Origin of the sequence: Leptotrichia sp. oral taxon 498 (assembly GCF_002240055.1) — a bacterium.
In the GTDB taxonomy this organism is placed as follows: Bacteria; Fusobacteriota; Fusobacteriia; order Fusobacteriales; family Leptotrichiaceae; genus Leptotrichia; species Leptotrichia rugosa.
In genome coordinates this window covers 70,445-94,850 of record NZ_CP016753.1, presented here as the reverse complement: position 1 = coordinate 94,850, position 24,406 = coordinate 70,445, and the positions used below count along the sequence as shown (strand labels likewise).

The window sequence follows — 24,406 nt, the reverse complement described above, 5'->3', positions numbered from 1 at the left end:
ATAATTTAAGTAGATTTTTTAATTTTTGGAAAGGAAGAAAAATGGCAAAAAATTTAAAAGAGTTAAGACAGGAATTAAAGTCATTTGCTAAAAAAGTGAAAGACTTTAAATACACTGATTCAGCACTTATCACATTTTTATTGACTGGTGCGATAGGAAGAGGTGCGCCAGCTAATCTGTTTTCAGATGGAAATAAGGTTGAAACACAGACAAAAGCGATAAGCGTCTCGGTTGCACAGCAGAAAAAAGACTTTAAAAGGGTAAAACGAGAAAATGAGAAACTTATTAAAAATACCGATTTGGAGTTAGTTCAGCTTATGGAGCAAGGAGACTATGCGGTTAAATTACCTTGGGGAGGCTGGCAATATGGAGTGAGCGGAAATTACAACAACTGGAAAGGGCACTACAAAGGTCGTGGAGATAAGGTAAAAAATATTAAATATACTAGAGGTAGAAATACTTCGGATAAAAAAACAGTAGCAGATGATAATGTTGGAGCAGTTCATGCAAGTAATGGCGAAACGATAACAATGAACAGAACTTCTCTTCCGTCAATGCCAAATATTTCTATAGCAAATGGGATTGATTCTCAGACAAAGAAAAATGCAAAATTTGGACTTTTTGCCAATAATGGCGGTATAATTAATGCGCAGAAGAACTGGATAAAAGTGACAGACAGTCCAATGAACATTGTTTCACTAAACAATGCAAAAATTGATTTGGAAGGCAGTAAAGTGGAATATAAGGGAAATGGATATGCACTTTATACTGACAGTACAAGTAATTCTGAAGGTGCTATTAATATGAAAGATGCGACATTGATACTAGATGGAAAAGCTATTGGTTATGTTTTTGACCAGGCTAGACCAAATGCTGTAAGTTTTAATAATACTAATATTGATGTGCTTTCTGATGATGCAGTAATTGCAGAGTTAACAGATTCAAAAAGTCCGCTTGTTATAGATGTGGAAAATAAAGCTGGTAATGATAGCTTAAAGAGCCGGCTTCTTAGAGGAAATGTAAATGTTACAAGTTCAAATGGAAAGACAAATTATAAATATGCTTTGGCAGATGATGCGACAATTCAAATAAAATCGGCAATTGATAAAGCAAATCTAATAAGTGATTCAGACAGCGAAGTGTTCACAAAGAGATTTTTATATCAAAATTCGAGATTGCATGTCGAAGCATATGGTTCGGTAAAAGCAGAATTAAATACAGCACAAATGAAGGCGATAGATGACAGATTTTTAGCACCAGTGGGACTTGCAATTGCTGGAAGTTCAAAATCGGTTAATAATAGAACAACAGAAATTGGAAATAAGGGGAGAGTTTTTGTTGACAGAACAGATGCTGGACAAGGTGGAATAGGATTTTATGCCGATTATGGATGGCTTAATAACTATAATGCTGGAAAATTAGAAGTGGAACAAGGTGCGACACATAATGACAGAGCAGTTGGAATGTACGGAACAAACAATTCAAATATGGTAAGTTCTGGTCCAATACATGTCGGTGGTAAAAACTCAATTGGAATTTTAGGACTTTCGTATAGAATAGACCCTTCTACAGGTTTAGCTGTAGATCCGTCTAATGAACCTTATTTCAGAAGTGCTGAAAATCCAGCTAATTTTGGGAAAATAGATATTATGAATTTGCCATGGGGTACAATTACAATGGACGATGACGGCGCAATTGGGATATTTACAAAAAATAACAGCATTGATCCGACTATAAAATCTGTTCCATCTACATCTAAAGCTTGGCTTGTCGGTGTAAATGAAGGTACTATTACAATAAATGGAAATAATCATGCGATAGGAATGGGATCTAGTTTTGGTGCCGTTTCAAATTATGAAGGTGAAGATCCTGTAACTCATGTTTATCATTCTGGAATAATTAATATAAATGGGACACAATCGTTTGGAATGTACGGGACAAATAATACTGATTTGAAAAATTTTGGAATAATAAATGTTGCTGCAACTTCTCCTGGAAATGAATCAATAGGAATGTATGGAGATGATCCAGAGTCAAAAGTTTATATGTTGGAAGAAGAAAATGGAACTAGAATAAGAAATAACAGTATAATAAATGTTGGACGATCTTCTTATGGTATTTTTGCAAGAAATATAGAAATGAATGGTGGTACAATAAATGTAGGTGATGATGGAGTAGGAATTTATTCTCAAGGGCCTGATGTCAATCTTATTGCAGGGAAAATTAATGTAGGCAACGACAATGCAGTAGGAGTGTATATTGATGACGCAACAGTAGCTCCAAAACCTGCAATTGTTAAAGGAAACTTGGATATGAAAGTTGGGCAAAATTCAGCTGGATTTTTAATAACAGCGGCAAATATTAAGACAGACTTAAATACAAAAGCACCAAATGATGTTCATATTGGAGAAAATTCAGTTTATATTTATTCGAGAGCACCACAAGGTTTAGGTGGAAAAATTGAAAATAAATCAAATATTGTGACTGATGGAAATAATAGTTATGGAATTTATTCATCTCAAGATTTTATAAATCGTGGAAATATTGATTTGAGATCAGGAACTGGAAATGTTGGAATTTATTCGGCACAAGGGGTTGGACAGAACTATGGAACCATTGAAGTCGGTCCAAGTGATGTAGTAAATGGAAAATATGGAATTGGAATGGCGACAGGAAGTACAGCTGCATCAGTGGGAACTATAGAGAATCATGGAATAATTAATGTTACAAAAGATAACAGTGTTGGAATGTACGCTTCAGGTTCTGGTGCAAAAGCAGTAAATAGGGGTACCATTAATTTGGAAGGCAATGATACGGTTGGAATGTATATTGACAATCATGCTGCTGGAGAAAATTATGGAACGATTCAGACAACTGCAAGCGGTAATGGAATAAAAGGTGTGGTTGCAAAAAATGGAGGAATTATTAAAAATTATGGAACAATAAATATCGTTGGAAGTAGTAATACAGGAGTAGAAACTGACACGACTAGTACATATCAGGAGCATGGAACTAACAACTCAACAAATAAATCTTCGGTAGGAACAGCAGTTAGTAGAACAGTAGCAGAAAAATTGGTAGTAAAAGTCCCTGCACATCCAAGTCCAGTGTCAATACCGATACCTGCTGTGATAGCTGAATCATTAGGAGATAACGCAAATATAGATTTGCCGCAAGTATCAGGCGGTAATAATCATACAAATAAATCAAGCATAGAAATGTATGTGGACACTTCAGGAATAAATCATACGAATCCTATTCAAGGATTAAATAATTTAACAAGACTTACAGACATAGATTTAATAATGGGAACAGAAGCTGCAAGAAATACGAATGCAAAAGCGATTCAAATAGGAGATAACATTTTACAACCATATAACGATGCTTTGGGAAGTGTTATGCCGACAGGAGTTAAATTAAATGTAGATTCAGCAAGTTTGACTTGGAGAGCAAAGATGGTAGAATCAGGGAATTTAACTGCACCAATGAAAACCGTGTATATGGAAAAAATTCCTTATACTGATTTTGCAAATAAAAATGATACGGATGCTGAACATTTCTTAGATGGGCTTGAACAGAGATATGGAGTTGAAGATGTAAATTCGAGAGAAAAGCAAGTCTTTAATAAGTTGAACGATTTGAGGAATGATGAAGATCTTATATTCACGCAAGCTATAAGTGAAATGCTAGGTTATGAATATTCAAATACTCAGCAGCGAATTAATGAAACTGGAAATGAATTGGACAAGGAAATTGGAAATTTACGGAAAGAATGGAGAAATACGCTTAAACAAAATAACAAGATTAAAGTGTTTGGAGCGAAGGATGAGTATAACACAGATACAGCTGGAGTTGTAGACTATGACAGCAACGCTTACGGAGTAGCTTATATGCACGAAGATGAAACAATTGAAAAGGGGAATTCTCAAGGTTGGTATGCTGGAGCTGTTACAAATAGATTTAAATTCAAAGATTTAGGAAAATCGACTGAACAGCAATCTATGATTAAAGCTGGAGCATTTAAGACAATGTCACCAAAAAATGATTACAACAGTTCATTAGAGTGGACAGTTGCAGGAGATGTATTCGGGGGAATAAATAATATGCATCGTAAATTCTGGGTTGTAGACGATGTGTTTGAGTCTGAAGCTAATTATTACACTTATGGAGCAGCTGTAAAAAATGAATTAGGCTATGATATAAGATTATCTGAAAGAGCTCACTTGCGGCCATATGGAATACTGAAAATAGAATATGGAAGATTTACGAATATAAAGGAAAATAATGGTCAAATGAAGTTAGAAGTCAAGGGGAACGACTACTTTTCAGTTAAGCCTGAAGTTGGGGCAGAGTTTAAATATATTCAGCCACTTACTGCGAGAACACAACTTTCAGCAGGACTTTCGGCGGCGTATGAAAATGAACTTGGAAAACTTAATAGACTTAATCAAGCTAGAGTTCGTTATACTACGGCAGATTGGTATAATTTAAAAAATGAAAAAGAAGATAGAAAGGGAAATATAAAATTTGGCTTAAATGTCGGAATTAATAGTTCAAGATTTGGAGTGACGGCGAACTTAGGATATGATACTAAAGGTAAAAATATTAGAGAAGGGCTTGGATTTAAATTGAATTATTAATCTTTGCCACTAAAATTTGAGACAATTATTTATCAAAAAATTTTGGTCCTCTGTTTATTATAGATAAATCATTAAAAAAATAAATAAAAAATTTTTTGTAAAAAAGTTTATTCTAAAAGAAAACAAAAAAGCTTTACTTTTTTTAAAAAATTTTATACAATTAAATAAGGCTTGTTATAAAATTGTGATATTTAAAAAAAGAAAGTATTTATATTTTTTTTGAAATTTTGCAAAAATAATGAAATTAAATTAAGAAAAGATTAGAATAATTTTTTGAGAAGGGAAGGAAAATGACGAACAATTTAAAAAAATTAAAACAAGAATTAAAATCTTTTGCCAAAAGAGTAAAAGACTTTAAGTACACAGATGCGGCGCTTATTTCGTTTTTATTGACGGGAGCGATAGGGATAGGAGGAATTTCAATCAATCTTTTTTCGGCTGAAGATGAGATTAAAGTACAGACAAAAGCAATAAATACATCAATTGTTCAGCTAAAGCAGGACTTTAGAAAAGCGAGAGCAGAAAATAACAAGCTTCTCCGTAACACAAATTTAGAGCTGATTCAGTTGATGGAGCAAGGGGATCACGTGGTTAAGTCACCTTGGAGCAGCTGGCAATATGGAATAAATGGATTTTATAACAATTGGCAAGGGCACTACAAAGGACGTGGGGACAAAGTTGCCGATGTGAAGTATGAAAGAGATAAAACGATGGGGAAGTATAAATACAACACAACTCCAGATGCACACTCTCTTTATGGAAATACAACAGATCTTGGATTAAAACAGGAACCCGTTGCGATAATACCAGTATCTGCTTCACTTACACCATTAGTTCCTAAGGTTAAAAATGCAAATTTATCGATGGATATTGATGTAAGCAATCTGCCTAATTTTATTCCTAGAACAGTCAATGCACCAAAAGCACCTAATGTCAGTGCTCCATCTGTTAATTTGAATGTTGATTTAACATTAACTGCTAGATCAAGAGGAAGCTGGCAGCGAGTTTCTGCAATGAATGGTAATAATAATATAGGAGCATTAGGAAAAACTAAATATGATAATAATTATAATGGGGTATTTGAAGGAGTTACTATTAAAAGTGGAACAATCAATGTTACTAGGAATCTAGGAACAAATACAAATTATCAAAAATTAACCTATAATGTACCTGATATAACTATAAAAAATACTTCTCCAGGTTTTAATGTGCATTCATACACTTCATTAAATACATTAGCATATGGTGGAGGTGACAAATCAGTTTCTGGAATTACTTCAACAACTGAAGATAATGTGAATGGTTTGTTTCAAATTTCTGGTAATGCCGGTGTACCTAGCGCTGCATTCTTTTTAAATAATGCGAATGTAACATATGTTAGTAGTAATGATGCTGCACATACCGAGGAACTTGTGCATCAAGACATACATAATGGACTACAATTTAGTAAAGTGATTACTGAGTTTAGTGATTTAGCTTCTTCAGGACTTGATTTGAGTGAAAGTTTTAAAGATATTCTAGGTATGAAAATAATAGAAGATGGAACGGCTTCGCATGGAGGATATAATATTTTTACGAATACAGGAAATATTGATATAAGTGGTAAATATGCTACTTTTTCAAATAGTTATTCGCATGATGATTATGGAAGAGCAAATGGGATAATTTTAAATCAAGGAAAAATAATTCATGATTCCACAGAAAGTGCTGTATTTATTGTTTCGCCTGACACTACTCATAATTATACACAGCAATTCTTTTATAATGAAGGTAAATTATCTGGGACTGGTGCTAGAATAGGTGATATAACTACAAAAGCAAACAAAACAGCGATGTTTTATTTTGCGAATGATGTTTATCGTGGTAGTAATGGTAAATTTCCTGATCCTATTCCTACTCCTGCTCCTCCTCATCCACCTTTTCCAAGGATTTCTGATAGACGGATAGCAGTAATAAATAAAGGTAAAATGACTATGGAAGGAGATCAAAGTGTAGGTATTTATTTTAATCCAAGAGAGGTTACTGATCCTGATAACGCTCCAACTCAATTTTCTCACTCATTAGTTTTTACTAATTTTTCTAAAGCTTTGTCGGCAGGAAAAGCATCTGGAACTCCAGTACAAGGTACAGCTACTAGTTTAGCTGGTACTAACATAACTGTAACATATGTAGGTGATGCTTTTTGGAATGGCAGTAGTAGAGATAAGATTAATAAACTTGATATAAATGTTGGAACAAATGCAGGTGATGGTGGAAAATGGGCAGATACGAATATGACAGATGAAGCAATTATAATGAAAGGTAATAATAGTGCTGGTATCTATGTTCCTGGAACACATAACTGGATAAATGGGGCATTTGGAGTTGAATTACAAAATAATGGTGGAAAAGATGGTGGTGGAAACTCATTAGGTTCAGCAGGGATTTATTCGAAATCAGCAATTGACTTACAAGCTCATTATATTCATCTAAATGGAAGTGCTGCAAGTAATGGTAATGGTCAAAATAATGTGGGAGTTTATACGCCAGGAACTGGAACTGCAAATGGTGTAATGGTAAATTTGGGAATTGGTAGAATTAAGATGACTGGTGGTTCAAATAATACAGGAATAGCAGTTGAAAATGGTGGTTCTGTACATTCAGAAAGTGATATGGTGCTTGATGGTGGTACTAATAATACAGCTATTTTTGCCAGTGGTAAAAATACAACTAACACAAATGCTGTAAATAATTGGGAAGCAACAGCAAGAAGTATTTCAACAAGTAATGTGACAACGGATAATATATTTATTTTTGCAGATGGGGGAGCAAGAGTTAAAACTCATGAAAACTTGGGTGGATTAAAAATTCAAAGCACTATTTCAAATAATCCATTAAGCGGCGGTTCTACACCTACAACAGGAGCAGTTTACGCCAAAGGCGGTGCAAAAGTAGATATTTCAAGAGGTACAACAAATTCATTTACATCTTCAACAGATTGGAATGTTGATGTTGCTGGTAAACAAGTAGGTAAAATTGTATCTGGAACATGGCAGCCTATTGATGAATACACGGGGTTTGGATTATATGCTGATGGTAATGTTTCGGGTAATCCAACTAAAATAATAGCGGATAACAATAAAATTAAAGTTATAGCTGGTTCGACAGCGGTGGCTTCTACTAACGGGGCAAATGTTTCGTTAAAAGGAAGTACAGTACATTATGAAGGTGCGGGATATGCGCTTTATACGGATAATGGCGGTACAATTGATATGAGTAAAAATGGAACACAAGCTTCAAGACTTGAATTAGGAGGAAAAGCAGTAGGTTATATTAATGATACACATATGCCTAATAGTCCTGTAAACTTAACAGATGCCACTATTCATGTTTCTTCAAATGATGTAATAATAGCTGATTTACGAAATAGTGATCCAGCCGCAGGAGGGGTTGTCACATTAAATATTAACAACTCTCCATTAGGTTCAGGTTCATTACAGGATCAGACATTAGGTACTGGAATAACTGTAACTAACGATCCATCAGCAACACAATATAAATATGCTTCAGTTGACAATGGAATTTTAAATGTTAATGCTTCATTAGACAGAGGATTAACAACACCAGCTGAAAATAGTGACAGTGAAGTATTTAGTAAAAGATTGCTTTATCAAAACTCAATTGTCAATGTAGCGTCAACTGGTGGAGTTAAAGCTAACTTAAATACAGCGCAAGTTCATGATATTGATTCTAGCTGGAACTCTCCAATTGGAATTGCATTAAGTGCAAGCAGTAAAAGCACAAGTAACAATACTACACAAATTAATAACGATGGTAAAATCGAAGTGAACAGAACTGATACAGGTGCTGGTGGGGTTGGACTTTATGTAAATTATGGTAAAATACATAATAAGTCAAATGGAACTGTTGCTGTAGAAGCTACTAACAAAAATGACAATGCGGTTGGTATTTTCGGTACAAACAGCACTCCAATTACAAACGATGGTGCAGTAACTGTTGGAGGTAAAAAATCATTTGGTATTTTAGGGCTTTCTTATAGACTTGATTCAAAAGGAAATTTAGTTGACCATGTATCTGAGCCTTTTGCTACAAGTGCTGGCGATTTTGGAAAAATTGAGATTACAAATAATAAAATAGTCACTATGAACGATGATTCTGCAATTGGAATATATGTACTTAACAATAGCGGTAAAGCGAGTACTGTAAGAGGGAATAATGAAACTTGGGCAACAAATACTGCAACTGGTACAATAACAATGAATGGAAGCAATAATGCAATTGGAATGGCTGGAAGCAAGGCAACATTAACAAATGCAGGTGTAATCAATGTAAATGGAACTAAATCAGCTGGAATGTATGCAAACAATTCGTCAGTTGTAACAAATGCAAATACTGGGACAATTAATGTTGTGGCAACTTCAAGTGGAAATGAATCAATTGGTATGTTTACAGATGATGTTAATACAAAATTAAGCACAGCAGGAACTATCAATGTAGGACAATCTTCATATGGTGTTTATGGTAAAAATGTAGATATGACTGGTGGAAAAATTGATGTATCTGACGATGCCATAGGTATTTATTCAACTGGACCTACTGTAAACCTTACTGGTGGAAAAATAAATATTGCAAACAACAACGCTGTCGGAGTTTACATCGCAGATGACAATAAAGCGCCGGTAGCGACAACGGTAAATTCAAATGTGGATATGAAAGTAGGAGATACAGATTCATTTGGATATTTAATAACAGCCTCAAATGCTAAGACAGACTTGACAACTCATGCGCCAAATGACGTTCATATTGGAGAAAAATCTGTATATATCTATTCAGGTGCGCCAAAAGCTCTTGGTGGAAAGATTGAAAACTATTCTAATATTGTGACTGATAAGAACAATGGATATGGAATCTATTCATCGCAGGATTCAATAAATCACGGAAACATTAATCTGATGTCGGGAAATGGAAATATTGGAATCTACTCAACGCAGGGAACTGGAAAAAACTATGGAACAATTGAAGTTGGAATGAGTGATGTGACAACCAAGCAGTATGGAATTGGAATGGCGACGGGATATTACGATGAAAATACAAAAGCTGCATCAAATGTAGGGACAGTTGAAAACTATGGAACAATAAATGTCACAAAGGAAAACAGTGTAGGAATGTATGCAGTTGGAAGAGGTGCGAAGGCAGTAAATAGAGGAACTATAAACCTGGACGGCAAGAACACGACAGGAATGTATATTGACAGATATGCGGAAGGAGAAAACTACGGAGTGATCCAGACGACACCAACAGCGAATGGAACAGGAATAAAAGGTGTGGTAGTGACAAACGGCGGAGTCATTAAGAACTACGGGACAATAAAAATTATGGGAAGTAAAAATATAGGAGTGTATGTATTCAGAGGCGATGAAACAAGCTCGACGTATAAACCGTATGAAGAACACGGGACAGGAAACACTTCGACAAGACCATATCTGGAAGGGACAGCGACAGACAAGAAAATAACAGGAAAGGCGATAGTAAAAGTTCCGCCAGCATCATTACCGAGCGCAGTGTCAATATCAATAGATGGAGTACAGGTTGAGCCAGTAAAAGTTGATACGAACGTAGCGTCTCCTCAAGCTCCAGAAGTGAACATAACAGATTTAACAGGAGTTACGACATTAAACTTGGCGACTGAGCAGATGGACCACAACCATACCCACTCGAATGGAGAAATATCAAGCATAGGAATGTATGTTGACACATCAGGTATAAACTACACAAATCCGATTCAAGGATTAAGCAACCTATATGGACTTACAGATATAGACCTGATAATGGGAACGGAAGTTACAAAATATCTGAATGCGAAAGCGATTCAAATAGGTGATAACATCTTAAAGCCGTATAATGATGCCTTGGCAAGTGTTGTATCGACAGGGGTGACATTAAATGTGAACTCTTCGAGCCTGACCTGGATAGCGCAGCCGGTGGAATCAGGAAACATAGCGGCACCGATAAAGACAGTATACATGGTAAAAATACCTTATACAGACTTTGCAAGCAAAAACGACGTTGACACGGAACATTTTTTGGACGGACTTGAACAGAGATACGGAGTCGAAGGCATACATTCGAGGGAAAAACAGATATTTAATAAGCTGAATGACTTAGGAAAAGGTGAAAATCATATATTTGCGCAGGCTGTAAATGAGATGAAGGGTTATGAATATTCAAATACGCAGCAAAGGATAAATGCAACAGGAAATACTTTGGACAAGGAGTTCAAATATTTGCACGACGAATGGAGAAATCCATCTAAGCAGAGCAACAAGATAAAAGTGTTTGGACAGAAAGATGAATACAGAACTGATACGGCAGGAGTAATTGACTACGACAGCAACGCTTACGGAGTTGCCTATGTGCATGAAGACGAGGCAATTACGCTTGGAAACTCAGCTGGATGGTATGCTGGAGCAGTTTCAAACAGATTCAAGTTCAAGGATTTAGGAAAATCGACTGAACAGCAGTCAATGATTAGAGCAGGAGTATTTAAGACAGTGTCGCCAGTTAAGGACCATAACGGAAACTTAAGATGGACGATTGCAGGAGATGTGTTTGGAGGTGTAAACAATATGCACCGAAAATTCTGGGTAGTTGACGACACGTTCTACTCAAAGGCTGACTATTATACCTATGGAGCGGCGTTAAAAACTGATTTAGGTTATGACATAAGATTATCTGAAAGAACGCATTTGAGACCTTACGGAGCGTTAAAAATGGAATATGGAAGATTTACGGATATAAATGAGGACAGGGGACAGATGAACCTGGAAGTTAAAGGAAACGACTATTTCTCAGTTAAGCCTGAAGTTGGAGCGGAATTCAAGTATATTCAACCATTAGCTGTAAGAACGCAGTTATCGATTGGACTTTCGGCGGCATATGAAAATGAGATTGAGAAACTGAATAGACTTAATCAGGCGAGAGTACGTTATACGACGGCAGACTGGTACAACTTGAGAAATGACAAGGAAGACAGACACGGGAATGGTAAATTTGACTTGAACTTAGGAATTGACAACACAAGATTTGGAGTGACAGTAAATGCTGGGTATGACACTAAGGGAGAAAACGTAAGAGGTGGACTAGGATTTAGATTGATTTACTAATTTTGATAAATTTACAAATTTTCAAAAGGAAAATTTTATAAAAAAATGAGAGTGTTAAAATTTTTGCACTCTCATTTTTAATTTTAAATCATATTAACAAAAGAAATCTTACTTTTGTAAATTTGAGCAATTCACTTTGTTTAAATGATTTGTTGATTATTTTGAAATAAATAGCAAAATTTCTCTTAGAAGCTTACATGCAAGAGCGGTAGATTGTCCCGATTGGTCGTAAATAGGCGATAATTCGTTCATATCAAGTCCTACAATATTTAATTCTGAGATTTTTTCTATTGATTTGTGCAACTCAGTAAAAGTAACTCCTCCCGCTTCAGGTGTCCCCGTTCCTGGAAATTCTGACGGATCTAGCACATCTAAATCCAATGTGAAGTAAACAGGTTTACCTTTTAGTTTTTCAATAACTTTGTCCAGTTCGTCAAAATTTTTTCCAAAGTTAAATTTTGTCGTATGAAGATGTTTTTTTGCAAAATCCCATTCAGCTCGTTCTCCGCTTCTTATTCCAAACTGAAAAATTTTATTGTCGCCAACCATATCCCAGCATCTTCTAATTACTGAAGCGTGTGAAAAATATTGACCCAAATATTCATCCCTTAAATCTGTGTGAGCGTCAAACTGAATTATGTGTAAATCTGGATATTTTTTAAAAACCGCTTTTACGGCTCCCAATGTGACAGAATGCTCTCCACCTATCATAAATGGAATTTTTCCGTCATTTAAAATACTCTCGGTTTCATCTTGAATGTCTTGAAGCGCCAAATTTGAATTTCCAAAAGAAAGTTCCAAGTCGCCACCGTCAAAAATTTTGTAATCTTCCAAATCCTTGTCTTGATAAGGACTGTAAGTTTCAATTCCAAAACTCTCATTTCTCATAACGGAACTTGCAAATCGTGTCCCAGGTCTAAAGGAAGTAGTGCTGTCAAATGGAGCACCGAAAATTACAATACTACTTTCGTCATATTCATTGTCGCAGCCAATAAATGTATGTATATTTTGTTTTCTCATAGTTTTTACCTTTCTTAATTTTATTTACTTAAAAAATTTTTGTCATTATAGCATATTTAAAAAAAATTTACAATTTTTATCTCATTGGATTTATAGCCGTTAATTCCCATTTTTGAATACCTTCGTTTTTTAAGGCGCTGTCATAACCAATGTAGACATTTTTTAATCTTTTATTTACTGGAGTTAATTTGTATTTGTACATAAGTGGCACTTCAACGGCTTGATTTATGTAGTATTCTTGCCATTTTTTGTACATTTCGGCTTTGTAATTTGGGATAGTTAGTGATTTTTCACCCAAAATTTCGGCGATGAATTTGTCATTTTCAGGGGATACAAATCTTGTGTAATTTAACTGAGAACTTCTTCCAGCCGAAGAAGTTGGATTTAAGTCGGTTCCGACTCCCCAGGCACCGAAAAATACGTCGATATCTTTGCTATCACTTTGTACTTTCTCGTAAAAGTTCTGGAAAGCTAGTAATCTTCCAGAAGTCAAGCTCACATTTAGTCCGATTTTTTTCCAGCTTTGCAAATAAAACTGAGCAAGTGGCTCAGCCACATCTCCACCAGCCATAAACGCCATTTTTATTTGAAGCGGCTTACCATTTTTATCTTCACGAAATCCATCATTGTTCACATCTTTGTATCCGCTTTCATCAAGAAGCTGTTTTGCTTTGGCTAAGTTATACGGAAATCCTGTCAAATCTTTTGGAAAATATTTTTTAAAGACTGGAGGAACTGTGGAAGTCGCTCTTTGACGCAGTCCAAAATAAAAGGCCTGTGTGATTTGATCGACATCAATTGCATAAATCATCGCTTGTCTTAAATTTAAATCTGCCATTTTAGCATTTGGATCACTCACATTTTCTCCTTTTGCTTTGTCAAAATGTCCCAATTTAAATCCAACATATGAATAATACAAATCTTGTTGTCCCAAAACTTCTAAATTTCTAAAATCTTTATAATTATTGTATAAACTGTCTGGCATTTCCATAACATAGTCATACTTTCCGGCTTTTAGAGCCGCAACAATCGACTGTGGATTGACCACTTGCAAAATCGCCTTTTTTATTTTAGGTTTTCCCTTGTAATAATAAGGATTCGCCACAAATTCCATGCTTTCTCCGCGAGAAATTTTTACCAAGTTATAAGGCCCCAATGTGACGGGTTTTGTTCTTATTTTGTCAGATGAAACTAAATTTTTTATTGGAACATCTTTTAAATAGTGTTTTGGAAGTGCGTTTGCCATAAGTCCGTTTCCACCGCTAAAAATACTTTGTCCCATCTCAGAAAATGAAATTTCCACTGTTTTATCATCAATTTTTTTCACGCCGGAAATTGTTTTAGATTTTCCACTGTGGTAGTCATTCATCCCAATGACTTTTTGATATTCTTTAGTATAACGAATTCCTGTGTAATCCTTGCTTCCCAGAACTTCGTAAGCATAAATTATATCATCTGCGGTAAGTGGAACGCCATCTGACCACTTTATACCATCTTTAATTTTTATAGTTGCTTTTTTGTTTTTTGCATCGACATTTAATGTGGCAACACCCGTGTCAATTATTTCAAAATTGTCATTCACTTCAAAAAGGCTGGAGCTTAAAAACATCGAAAGGATATCTCCATCGTAGCCGTCCTGATACAAAATCTCGTTAAAAACTCCAACAAGCGGGTCATCTTTGACAAGAGCCACTTGAAGTGTTGCATTTTCCACAGCTGGTTCATTATTTGAAGTTTTTATCGGAAAAATTGACAAATTTATTTTAGCTCCCGGCATCTCACTTCTCTTTTTACCTGGATTACAGGAAATTAGCATAAGTCCAATTAAAAAAATCAATATTTTTTTCATAAATTCTCCTCTCAAAAAAGTTACGCTCGTCTTTTTTTCGCATCAGCAGCTCTGTTTAACATCTGTCCAATGTAGTTTATACAAAGCATCATAACAAGTATTAAAATCGAAGCTGGAAGCCAAATCCAAAGTTTTGAAGATAAAACTTCCGGATCGGCTGCATATCCAACAAGTGTCCCAAGACTTGGAGTTGAAGGAGGCAAACCAAATCCTAAAAAGCTAAGTCCAGTTTCAATTCCCAAATTTCCGGCAAAGGCAAGTGTCAAATCCACAATTATTAAAGAGCTTAAATTTGGCAAGATTTCTCTAAAAATTATTTTAAAATCGCTTGTTCCCATTGTCTTTGAAGCAAGAACATATTCCTTTTTACTTTCTGCAAGAGCTTTACTCCTAATAAGCCGTGCTGTTGAAACCCAGTAAAATGCACTCATTATGAAAATAAACGAACTAACTGTGTATTTTGGCACAATTGTTACAAATACAATAATTATCATAAGTGTCGGCATAATTGTTATAAAATCAATTATTCTCATAATTATATTATCAATAATTCCGCCGTAATACCCGCTTATCATTCCAAAAAAAGTTCCTAGAAAACTTGTCAAGATAGTTATTGTAAAGCCAATGATAATCGAGTTTCTAGCTCCCAATATAAGCTGTCCTAAAATTGAACGTCCACCTGAATCTGAGCCCAGCCAAAATCCTTCTTTCATTGGAATGGCATATTTGTCCAAAAGGCTTATTTTCATAATTTCATCTTGATTTGCAAACAGCGAGCCGATAAAAATAATTCCAAAAATTACTGCAAGTAAAATTAATGATGCAAGCGCAAGTTTATCCTTTAAAAGTTCTTTTACTATTATTCTAATACCTGTCGGTTTTTCATTCATATTTTTTTCACCACCTTTATTTAATTCTAATTCTAGGGTCGACAATGCTCAAAATTATGTCAGAAAGCAAACTTCCAAAAAGTGTTAAAAATCCAAAAAGTAGAATAAGAGCAGTTACTACGCTGTAATCCCTAGTTACGATAGAATTTATAAAAAGTCCGCCCATTCCGGGATAACTAAATATTTTCTCAATAAAAATCGAACCCCCAAGTAATCCTGTTATTGCATAACCAAAAAACGCCGCAATCGGTAAAATTGAGTTTCTAAAGATATGTCGTGAATAAATTTTATTTTCAGGAACTCCTTTACTTTTCGCTGTTTTCACATAATCAAGCGACTTTGCCTCAATGACTTCATTTCTCAAATACTGAATAATCCAAGTTGTTCCAAGCAGTGCGTAAGTTATGGCTGGAAGTATGATGTGATAAATTCTGTCCCAAAAATGTCCCATCTTTCCAGTTTCAAGTCCAGCGGTAACGGAACCTGTCGTAGGAAACCATCCCAATTTGTAGCCAAAGAACCAAATCATTATAAGCGACAAGACAAATGTCGGTATTGCATAACTCACATAGTTATAAAAAGTTACAAATTTGTCCAAAAATGAGTTCTGGTATCGTCCAGATAGCATTCCTAATGGAATTGCAATGCAATATGTCAAAATCAAGCTTACAAGTGACAAAATAAAAGTATTTACAGCCCTTTCCCCAATCAAAGTCTTAACGGGAACATTATAAGTGTAGCTCATTCCCAGATTTCCAGAAAAAGCATTTTTAATCCATCTTATATACTGAATGTGCCAAGGGTCAAGAAGTCCAGCTTTTCTTCGCAGAGCTTCCAGTGCGGATGGATCAGTTTGCGGAGTGATAAGTCCTGTAAATGGGTCTCCTGGCATAAGTTTTGCCAAAATAAAGACAATTATGCTAAGTATAAATAATTGCGGTATCATAATTATAAACCGTCTTAAAATCGTTTTCCACATATTTTTTTCCCTTCTTGTCTTGTTAAATCTTTATTTTAAAGCGACAAAATGTGTATCGGTTAAATTTTTTAAATCAAAAACTTTTCCATTTTCGTCGTAAAAATTTTTTTTATTTTTTTGATATTCCTCTTCAATTTTTTTTCTTTTTATCGCATTTTCCATCCGTTTTTCAGGATGAATTTCTGGAATTGCAGCAATCAATCTTTTTGTATATGGATGTTTTGGAAAATCATAAATATCAGCTTTTGTCCCAGTTTCAACAAATCTTCCGCTATTTAAGATGTAGATGTAGTCGCACATATGTTTTACAACCCCAAGGTCGTGCGAGATGAATAAATAGCTTAAATTATACTGTTTTTGAATATCTTTCATATAATTTAGTACTTGCGCTTGAACCGATAAATCCAGTGCAGAAACAGGTTCATCAGCGATGATAAGCTGTGGCTTTGTTGCAACCGCTCTTGCAATTCCGATTCTTTGACGCTGTCCTCCTGAAAATTCATGTGGGTACTTGTAGAGTGCATCTTCAGAAAGTCCTACAATTTCAAGCAATTCTAAAATTTTTTTCTTATTTTCCGTTTCAGTCAAATTTTCAAAATTTTTTAGTGGTTCACTTATTATGTCAATTATCCTTTTTTTTGGATTGAGGCTTGATAGAGAGTCCTGAAATATCATTTGAACATTTTTATTGTACTCATTTTTTCTATTTCTAAATTTTCTGTCAATCTCTTTGCCTTTGTAAATAATTTTTCCACTTTTAATTTTTTCAAGTCCAATTATCGCTTTTCCAATTGTGGATTTTCCCGAGCCAGATTCCCCGACAAGTCCATAAGTTTTTCCTTGTTCAATTGTAAGCGACACCCCGTCAACAGCATAGATGTGGTCGACAATTTTATTAAAAAATCCGCTGCGGATTGGATAATGAACTTTTAAATTTTTTACTTCAAGAAAACTCATATTTTTTCTCCTTAATTTCTTTTACTTGATTTTATTTCAATTTATACTCAAACCTATCCAAAATTGAAGTATTAAAAATTATATAAACTTAGGGTTTGTATAAAATGGTCATAGTTTTGAGTTTTGTTTTAAATCAGTTTCACTATACTTTATTTCAATTTAATTTTCTTTAACTTATTCAATTTATTTTAATTCAAAATTTTTATAGCAAGTACATCTAACAAAATGATTTTTAGAAATTTCATGCAATTTTGGATTTTCTTCATGTTCACTTTTATCAACCCACGGAATTCTATCAGCAAATCGGCAGCCTTTTCTATTTATTTTTTTTTAGCGACGGTACATTTCCATAAATCACATGAAGTTTTTCATTTTCTAAGTCCAGTTGTGGAATGGAGTTAAGAAGCGACCTTGTGTAAGGGTGTTTCGGATTTTTAAATAATTCGGTAACATCAGCAATTTCTACAATTTCTCCCGCATACATGACGGCAACTCTGTCAGCCATCTGCGCAACAACTCCCAAATCGTGTGTAATCAGTATAATTCCAGCATTCATTTCATTTTGAAGAGATTTTAATAAATCTAATATCTGTGCCTGAATTGTTACATCCAGCGCTGTAGTTGGCTCATCGGCTATGACAATCTGTGGTTTGCAGGAAAGCGCAATTGCAATCATAACTCTTTGTCGCATACCTCCGCTAAGCTCATGTGGAAATTGTTTTGCAACTCTTTTGTAATTATTTATCCCAACTTTTTGTAGCAAATCATAAACTTTCTTTTTTCTTTCTTCTTTTGTAAAATTTGTGTGGTAAATAAGACTTTCTTCAATTTGATTTTCAATTTTCATAAGCGGATTAAGTGCAGATAATGGATCTTGAAAAATCATTCCAATATGTTTTCCTCTTATTTTATTAAATTCTTCTTCGTGGATTTCTAAAAGATTTTTACCTTCGAAAGTTATTTTTCCACTAGATTTAGTATTAATTGGATTATGAAGTCCCACGATAGAAGTAGCAAGAGTACTTTTCCCACACCCAGACTCCCCAACAATCGCCAAAACTTCATTTTTTCTAAGTTCAATCGACACATCATCAACAGCAGGAAAATATTTTTCATCAATCCGAAAACTCGTAGTCAAATTTTCTATTTTCAAAAGTATATCTTTTTGGCTCAAAATTTTTCACTTCCTTTCAATTCGATTCAATTCAATAAATACTATATTTACTATAGTACAATTATAGCACATTTTTTTTATTAAACAAAAATCATATTAAAAATTATAAATATTAAAATTAAAACAAAAATTATAATTGTAAAAATTTTCCATAAGTGATATAATTTTTACAAAATTTAAAAAAAACTAATTTTTAGAAAATAGATAAAAAAATCGAAGGGAAGTGATGAATGAGTTGGAAAATAAAATAAAGTTATATGGATTTAACAATCTTACAAAGACACTTAGCTTTAATATTTACGATGTCTGTTATGCCAAAATGGAAAGGGAGCAGAAAGATTATATCGCTTATATTGACGAGCAGTATAATTCTGATAGGCTCACAAAAATTTTGATAAATGTTGCTCAGATGATAGGAGCTAAAGTGTTAAATATTTCAAAGCAAGATTATGAGCCGCAGGGAGCTTCTGTCAACATCTTAATTGCGGAAGCCAGAATTAATTCTGCAAACATTGATAAATCATGTAATCGGGGAAAGCCTTTTTTTGATGAAAATAAAGATTTAAAAATTAAAGATACAGATACGGTTCACGCACATTTGGATAAAAGTCACATTACAGTACATACTTTTCCCGAGTATCATCCAGAAAATTCAATTTCTACTTTCAGAGTGGATATTGATATAGCAACTTGCGGAGAGATTTCACCACTGAATACCTTAAATTATTTGATTGACAGCTTTGAATCCGATATTATTACAATAGACTACAAAATAAGAGGTTTTACTAGAGATATTTCGGGTAAAAAATTTTTCACCGACCACAACATTACTTCTATTCAGGATTACATTGACCCTGATAAATTAAAAATTTACGATGCGATTGATGTAAATGTCTATCAGTCCAACATTTTTCACACAAAGATGCTCATAAAGGAAATTGAGCTCCAAAATTATCTTTTTAACCGTGATGTTTATGAAATTCCACCACGAGAAAGACTGAAAATAATAGATGATTTAAGAAAAGAAATGATAGAAATCTACAGCGGAATGAATATTTATTAGAAATTATTTTAGTAAAGAATAGATAAAATACGGAGAAAACAAAAAATGAAAAAGAATATTGATTTGAAAAGACAGAAAAAAACTGTACTTTTTGACGCACTAAAAGAACACTTAAATAACAGAGTGGTAAGATTTGATGTACCAGGACACAAAGGTGGACGTGGAAACAAAGAATTTAGAGATTTTATTGGGATACATGCCATGCAAATGGATGTCAATTCTATGAAACCGCTGGATAATTTATGTCATCCAACTTCCGTCATAAAAGAAGCACAGGAAATAGCAGCTGAAGCTTTTGGGGCAAAAGAAGCCTATTTTATGGTAAGCGGAACGACAGGAGCAGTACAGGCGATGATTATGTCAACTTGCAGAGCTGGGGATAAGCTTATAATTCCTAGAAATGTCCATAGAAGTGCCATAAATGCCATGGTTGTCTGCGGTGCAGTTCCAGTTTATATAAATCCTGGACTAAATAAAAAATTGGGAATTTCACTTGGAATGTCGATAAAAGATGTGAAAAAGGCAATCAAAGAAAATCCTGACGCAAAGGCAATTTTGGTAAATAATCCAACTTATTACGGAATTTGCTCGGATCTAAAATCCATTGTGAAACTGGCACACGAAAATGGAATGTATGTTTTAGTCGACGAAGCGCATGGAGCACATTTTTCCTTCGATGAAAATTTGCCAATTTCGGCTATGGAAGCAGGAGCTGATATGGCAGCGATAAGTATGCACAAAACAGGTGGTTCTCTTACACAGAGCTCCATTTTGCTGAGCGGAGAGAAAATTAATGCCGACTATGTGCGAAAAATAATAAATTTGACACAAACTACAAGTGCTTCGTATTTACTTATGGCATCACTTGATGTGGCAAGAAAAAATCTTGCCATAAACGGCCGAGAATTATTTGAGAAAACTGTAAAATTTGCTGAATATGCACGAAGTGAAATTAATAAATTGGGCGGTTATTATGCTTACGGGAGAGAACTTATTGATGGAGATGCAGTTTTTGACTTTGACACAACTAAACTATCCGTTTATACACAAGATATTGGACTTGCGGGAATTGAAGTTTATGATATTTTGAGAGATGAATATGGAATTCAAATTGAACTTGGAGATTTGGGAAATATTCTGTCGATAATTACTGCAGGAGACAGAGGACTTGAAATTGAGCGGTTAATTTCATCACTTGCTGAAATTAAAAGACTTTACTCTAAAAGTCCAGAAGGAATGTTTGACCACGAATATATAAATCCAAAAGTTGTCATGACTCCTCAAGATGCCTTTTATTCTGAAAAAGAAATGATTCCAATTTTAGATAGCGTTGGAAGAGTGAGCGCAGAATTTGTGATGGCTTATCCGCCAGGAATACCAATTTTAGCGCCAGGAGAAAAAATTACCGACGAAATTATTCGGTATATTTCTTATGCAAAAGAGAAAGGTTGTCTTTTAACTGGAACTGAAGATATGCATGTTGACAAAATAAATGTAGTTGTAGAAAAATAGTTTATAAAATAAAAAGTAATAAGTCAGAAATAAGAAAAAATCAAAAATAAAAAAGAAGAAGGAGAAAAGAAGAGCGAGAAAAATAAAAAATAAAATAAAAAAGGAAGTGATATCAAATGATTGACAGATTTAATAAATTTTTTGACTATCTTTTATTTATAGAAGGGAACTATTCCAATCATCCTGATGACAAAGGCGGTGAAACAAAATACGGAATAACAAAAGAAACTGCCAGAAGTTATGGATACAAAGGAGAAATGACAGATTTGACAAAAGCTCTTGCACAAAAAATTTATGAAAAGAAATATTACAAAGCTTATAAAATTGACAAAATTAAAAATGATAAAATGGCTCTTAGTATCTTTGATTTTGTCGTAAACTCTGGAAAATATGGAATAAAAAAAGCGCAGGAAGCTGTAAATAAAGTTTATGAAAAAAATGTTTTAACAAAAAGATAGCAAGAAGTCGTAGGCTCTCTACAAGTGGGAGATGAATTGCTTTTTTTGTAAAAAAATTGAAAAAAGGATACATCCATGATACAATTTTTGTATAAAATATCGAAGAGACGTTATAAATAATAAAATTTCTAAAGAAATAATTAGAAATAATATTCAAAATCAAAAGGAGGTGTAATTTTATGAAATATAATTTAGCATTCAAATACAGAATTTATCCAAATAAGGAGCAGGAATTGTTGATAAACAAGACTTTTGGATGTGTTCGTTTTGTTTACAATACGATTTTGTACACTGCTAATAAAATTTATGAAGAGACTGGAAAAAATAAAATAATTACACCTGCCAGTTTGAAAAGTGAAAACCAATTTTTGAAAGAAGTTGACAGTCTAGCACTTTCAAATGCTCAATTGAATGTAAAACGATCGTTTACGAATTTTTTTCAGAAGAGAGCGAAGTTTCCAAAGTTCAAATCTAAAAAGAATAATGTTAAAAGTTACACGACAAATTGTGTGAACAATTCAATACAAATTGAGGAAAACAAATATTTGGTTTTGCCAAAATTGAAAAGAGTAAAATTGAAATATCATAGAGAAATACCAAAGGATTACAGAATAAAGTCGGTAACATTGACAAACAGTAATGGAAATTACTATGTTTCTATTTTGACGGAATTTGAAAAAGAAATTCAAAAAATACCAAGTAGCGATAAAGTAATTGGGCTTGATTTTTCAATGCCTGAATTATTTGTCAGTTCTGAAAACCAAAGGGCTGATTATCCAAGATATTTTAGGATGCTGGAGAAAAAATTGAAGAAATTACAGAAATCATTGTCAAGAAAAGTGAAATTTTCTAAAAATTGGTATAGACAAAAAGAGAAAATATCAAGATTGCATGAGTATATCAAAAATTGCCGAAGAGATTTTTTGCATAAATTATCGAAAAAATTATCTAAAGAGTATAATGCTGTAGTTGTTGAGGATTTGAATATGAAAGGGATGAGCCAGGCATTAAATTTTGGTAAAAGTATAGGAGATAATGGATGGGGAATGTTTTTGAGAATGCTTGAGTATAAACTGATGTTTTTAGGGAAACAATTTTTGAAGATAGATAAATGGTTTCCATCGTCGAAAACTTGTAGTAGATGTGGAAATATTAAAGAGGAACTGAAATTATCAGAAAGAAGTTATAAATGTGAGTGCTGTGGGATTGAAATTGATAGAGATTACAATGCGGCATTGAATATAAGAGATGTTGGAAAAGAAATGTTGAAATATTAGGAAATAAAAAAACAGGTCAGGAACTGCCCGAAGAGCTTGGTAAATAATATTTGGCTAGCAAAAGCAGATACTTCCCAAGAAGCTCCCGCTTCTAAAAGCGGGAGTAGTTCACCAGCCGATGGAATAATAGGTCTTCAGACAGTCAAATATTTAAATTTGGTAAATTCTGAAAAATTTTTAGCAGAATATCATAAATTACAAGCAGAATATCATAAATTACAAATTGAATATTACAATGCAGTTGTTAAAAGCAATCCTAAGCAAAAAGTCTTTTTGGCTGGATGGCTAAACAGAGTAAAAAGAAAAGAAAATTATTTGAAAAATGTTTAAAAAATGAAAAAAAAAATAAAACAAGAAAAAAAGTAAAAAAGAAAGGAAAAACTATGGAGCTTTGGTATACTGAAGAACATACGAAAAATGTCCGTTTTTCGATAAAAGTTGACAAACAGCTAGTTAGTTTTAAAAGCGAATTTCAAAGAATAGATATTTTTGAATCGAAAGAGTTTGGGAGATTTTTAACATTAGACGGATTTATGATGCTCACAGAAAAAGATGAATTTATTTACCACGAAATGATAACTCATGTTCCAATGGCAGTTAATCCAAATACAAAAAAAATATTGGTAATCGGCGCTGGGGACGGTGGAACAGTAAGAGAGCTTGTAAAATATGACCACATTGAAAAAATAGATATGGTTGAGATTGATAAAGCCGTCGTTGATCTGTGTCGGGAGTTTTTGCCATCGACTGCCTGTAAATTAGAAGATAAAAGAGTAAATATTTATTATGAAGATGGTTTAAAATTTGTCCGTTCCAAACATAATGAATATGATATTGTAATTGTCGATTCCACAGATCCTTTTGGGCCTGGAGAAGATTTATTTACAAGAGAATTTTACGGGAATTGTTTTAATGCGTTAAAAGACGATGGAATACTTGTAAATCAGCATGAGAGTCCTTATTACGAAGCTGATGCAATTGCTTCCAAAAGAGCAAATAAACAGTTAAAAGCTGTTTTTCCCTTTGCGACAGTTTATCAGTTGCATATTCCAACATATCCGTCAGGACATTGGCTATTCGGATTCGCTTCAAAAAAATATAATCCAGTAACCGACTTAAAAGCTGATATCTGGAACAGTTTTGGGATAAAGACAAAATATTATAATACAGAACTTCATAAAGGAGCTTTTGCACTTCCAAATTATGTAAAGGAATTAATTAGTGAATAATTATTTTAAATTTATTGAAAAAACAAAAAATTAAGATAAAGCAATAGAATTTAAAGAAATTACCTAATTATTTTATAATAATTAGTTTCTTTATATATCTAGATTTTAAAATAAAATTTTTTATAAATATTTAAAAACTCAGTATTTATACATTTTTGAAAAAAATTAGAAAAGTAATATAAAATTAAAGAAAAA

General features: G+C 33.7%; 13 protein-coding genes and 1 pseudogene. 8 read left to right on the top strand and 6 right to left on the bottom strand.

What is annotated here, in order from left to right; all coding sequences use genetic code 11:
- Positions 1 to 41 precede the first annotated feature (41 nt).
- Positions 42 to 4,640, top strand: a complete 4,599-nt coding sequence (locus BCB68_RS00375) for an autotransporter-associated N-terminal domain-containing protein (RefSeq protein ID WP_094079029.1) — start codon at positions 42 to 44, stop codon at positions 4,638 to 4,640.
- A gap of 290 nt (positions 4,641 to 4,930) precedes the next feature.
- Positions 4,931 to 11,803, top strand: a complete 6,873-nt coding sequence (locus BCB68_RS00370; protein ID WP_094079028.1) for an autotransporter-associated N-terminal domain-containing protein — start codon at positions 4,931 to 4,933, stop codon at positions 11,801 to 11,803.
- A gap of 156 nt (positions 11,804 to 11,959) precedes the next feature.
- Here the strand turns inward: BCB68_RS00370 and speB are convergent, their stop codons facing one another.
- The 6 genes and pseudogenes from speB to BCB68_RS00340 all read right to left on the bottom strand — a co-directional run bounded on the left by speB (position 11,960) and on the right by BCB68_RS00340 (position 18,675).
- Entirely contained in the window at positions 11,960 to 12,823 is an 864-nt protein-coding gene (gene speB / locus BCB68_RS00365) for an agmatinase (protein WP_094079027.1), read from the bottom strand.
- Positions 12,824 to 12,899: 76 nt separating this feature from the next.
- Positions 12,900 to 14,672 (bottom strand): oligopeptide ABC transporter substrate-binding protein, encoded by a 1,773-nt coding sequence (locus BCB68_RS00360; RefSeq protein WP_094079026.1) that lies wholly within the window; start codon positions 14,670 to 14,672, stop codon positions 12,900 to 12,902.
- 20 nt (positions 14,673 to 14,692) lie between these two features.
- Positions 14,693 to 15,562, bottom strand: a complete 870-nt coding sequence (locus BCB68_RS00355; protein ID WP_068156925.1) for an ABC transporter permease — start codon at positions 15,560 to 15,562, stop codon at positions 14,693 to 14,695.
- 16 nt (positions 15,563 to 15,578) lie between these two features.
- Complete coding sequence (gene opp4B / locus BCB68_RS00350; RefSeq protein ID WP_094079024.1) at positions 15,579 to 16,541, bottom strand: oligopeptide ABC transporter permease; 963 nt, start codon at positions 16,539 to 16,541, stop codon at positions 15,579 to 15,581.
- Positions 16,542 to 16,571: 30 nt separating this feature from the next.
- Entirely contained in the window at positions 16,572 to 17,498 is a 927-nt protein-coding gene (locus tag BCB68_RS00345) for an ATP-binding cassette domain-containing protein (protein WP_094079023.1), read from the bottom strand.
- 183 nt (positions 17,499 to 17,681) lie between these two features.
- Positions 17,682 to 18,675, bottom strand: a pseudogene (locus BCB68_RS00340) (ABC transporter ATP-binding protein).
- 223 nt (positions 18,676 to 18,898) lie between these two features.
- On the opposite strand from BCB68_RS00340, the gene speD reads away from it, so the two are divergent.
- The 6 genes from speD (at position 18,899) to speE (ending at position 24,211) form a co-directional block, all read left to right on the top strand.
- A complete protein-coding gene (gene speD / locus BCB68_RS00335) occupies positions 18,899 to 19,735 on the top strand; it encodes an adenosylmethionine decarboxylase (RefSeq protein ID WP_094079022.1) in 837 nt (278 codons plus the stop codon).
- A 45-nt stretch (positions 19,736 to 19,780) separates the two neighbouring features.
- Complete coding sequence (locus tag BCB68_RS00330) at positions 19,781 to 21,247, top strand: aminotransferase class I/II-fold pyridoxal phosphate-dependent enzyme (protein ID WP_094079021.1); 1,467 nt, start codon at positions 19,781 to 19,783, stop codon at positions 21,245 to 21,247.
- 116 nt (positions 21,248 to 21,363) lie between these two features.
- Positions 21,364 to 21,705: a glycosyl hydrolase 108 family protein gene (locus tag BCB68_RS00325; protein WP_094079020.1), complete on the top strand. Its 342-nt coding sequence runs from the start codon at positions 21,364 to 21,366 to the stop codon at positions 21,703 to 21,705.
- 179 nt (positions 21,706 to 21,884) lie between these two features.
- A complete protein-coding gene (locus tag BCB68_RS00320; RefSeq protein ID WP_094079019.1) occupies positions 21,885 to 22,982 on the top strand; it encodes an RNA-guided endonuclease TnpB family protein in 1,098 nt (365 codons plus the stop codon).
- A 36-nt stretch (positions 22,983 to 23,018) separates the two neighbouring features.
- Positions 23,019 to 23,312, top strand: a complete 294-nt coding sequence (locus BCB68_RS00315) for a putative peptidoglycan-binding domain-containing protein (RefSeq protein WP_237048645.1) — start codon at positions 23,019 to 23,021, stop codon at positions 23,310 to 23,312.
- 53 nt (positions 23,313 to 23,365) lie between these two features.
- Positions 23,366 to 24,211 (top strand): polyamine aminopropyltransferase, encoded by an 846-nt coding sequence (gene speE, locus BCB68_RS00310; protein WP_094080728.1) that lies wholly within the window; start codon positions 23,366 to 23,368, stop codon positions 24,209 to 24,211.
- Positions 24,212 to 24,406: the final 195 nt, after the last annotated feature.

What these genes read in the sequence shown, in the direction of transcription:
- BCB68_RS00320 (WP_094079019.1), top strand. Translation starts at nt 21,885, where the DNA reads ATGAAATATAATTTAGCATTCAAATACAGAATTTATCCAAATAAGGAG.
- speB (WP_094079027.1), bottom strand. Translation starts at nt 12,823, where the DNA reads ATGAGAAAACAAAATATACATACATTTATTGGCTGCGACAATGAATAT.
- BCB68_RS00375 (WP_094079029.1), top strand. Translation starts at nt 42, where the DNA reads ATGGCAAAAAATTTAAAAGAGTTAAGACAGGAATTAAAGTCATTTGCT.
- speD (WP_094079022.1), top strand. Translation starts at nt 18,899, where the DNA reads ATGAATGAGTTGGAAAATAAAATAAAGTTATATGGATTTAACAATCTT.
- BCB68_RS00355 (WP_068156925.1), bottom strand. Translation starts at nt 15,562, where the DNA reads ATGAATGAAAAACCGACAGGTATTAGAATAATAGTAAAAGAACTTTTA.
- BCB68_RS00345 (WP_094079023.1), bottom strand. Translation starts at nt 17,498, where the DNA reads ATGAGTTTTCTTGAAGTAAAAAATTTAAAAGTTCATTATCCAATCCGC.
- BCB68_RS00360 (WP_094079026.1), bottom strand. Translation starts at nt 14,672, where the DNA reads ATGAAAAAAATATTGATTTTTTTAATTGGACTTATGCTAATTTCCTGT.
- BCB68_RS00325 (WP_094079020.1), top strand. Translation starts at nt 21,364, where the DNA reads ATGATTGACAGATTTAATAAATTTTTTGACTATCTTTTATTTATAGAA.
- BCB68_RS00330 (WP_094079021.1), top strand. Translation starts at nt 19,781, where the DNA reads ATGAAAAAGAATATTGATTTGAAAAGACAGAAAAAAACTGTACTTTTT.
- speE (WP_094080728.1), top strand. Translation starts at nt 23,366, where the DNA reads ATGGAGCTTTGGTATACTGAAGAACATACGAAAAATGTCCGTTTTTCG.
- opp4B (WP_094079024.1), bottom strand. Translation starts at nt 16,541, where the DNA reads ATGTGGAAAACGATTTTAAGACGGTTTATAATTATGATACCGCAATTA.
- BCB68_RS00370 (WP_094079028.1), top strand. Translation starts at nt 4,931, where the DNA reads ATGACGAACAATTTAAAAAAATTAAAACAAGAATTAAAATCTTTTGCC.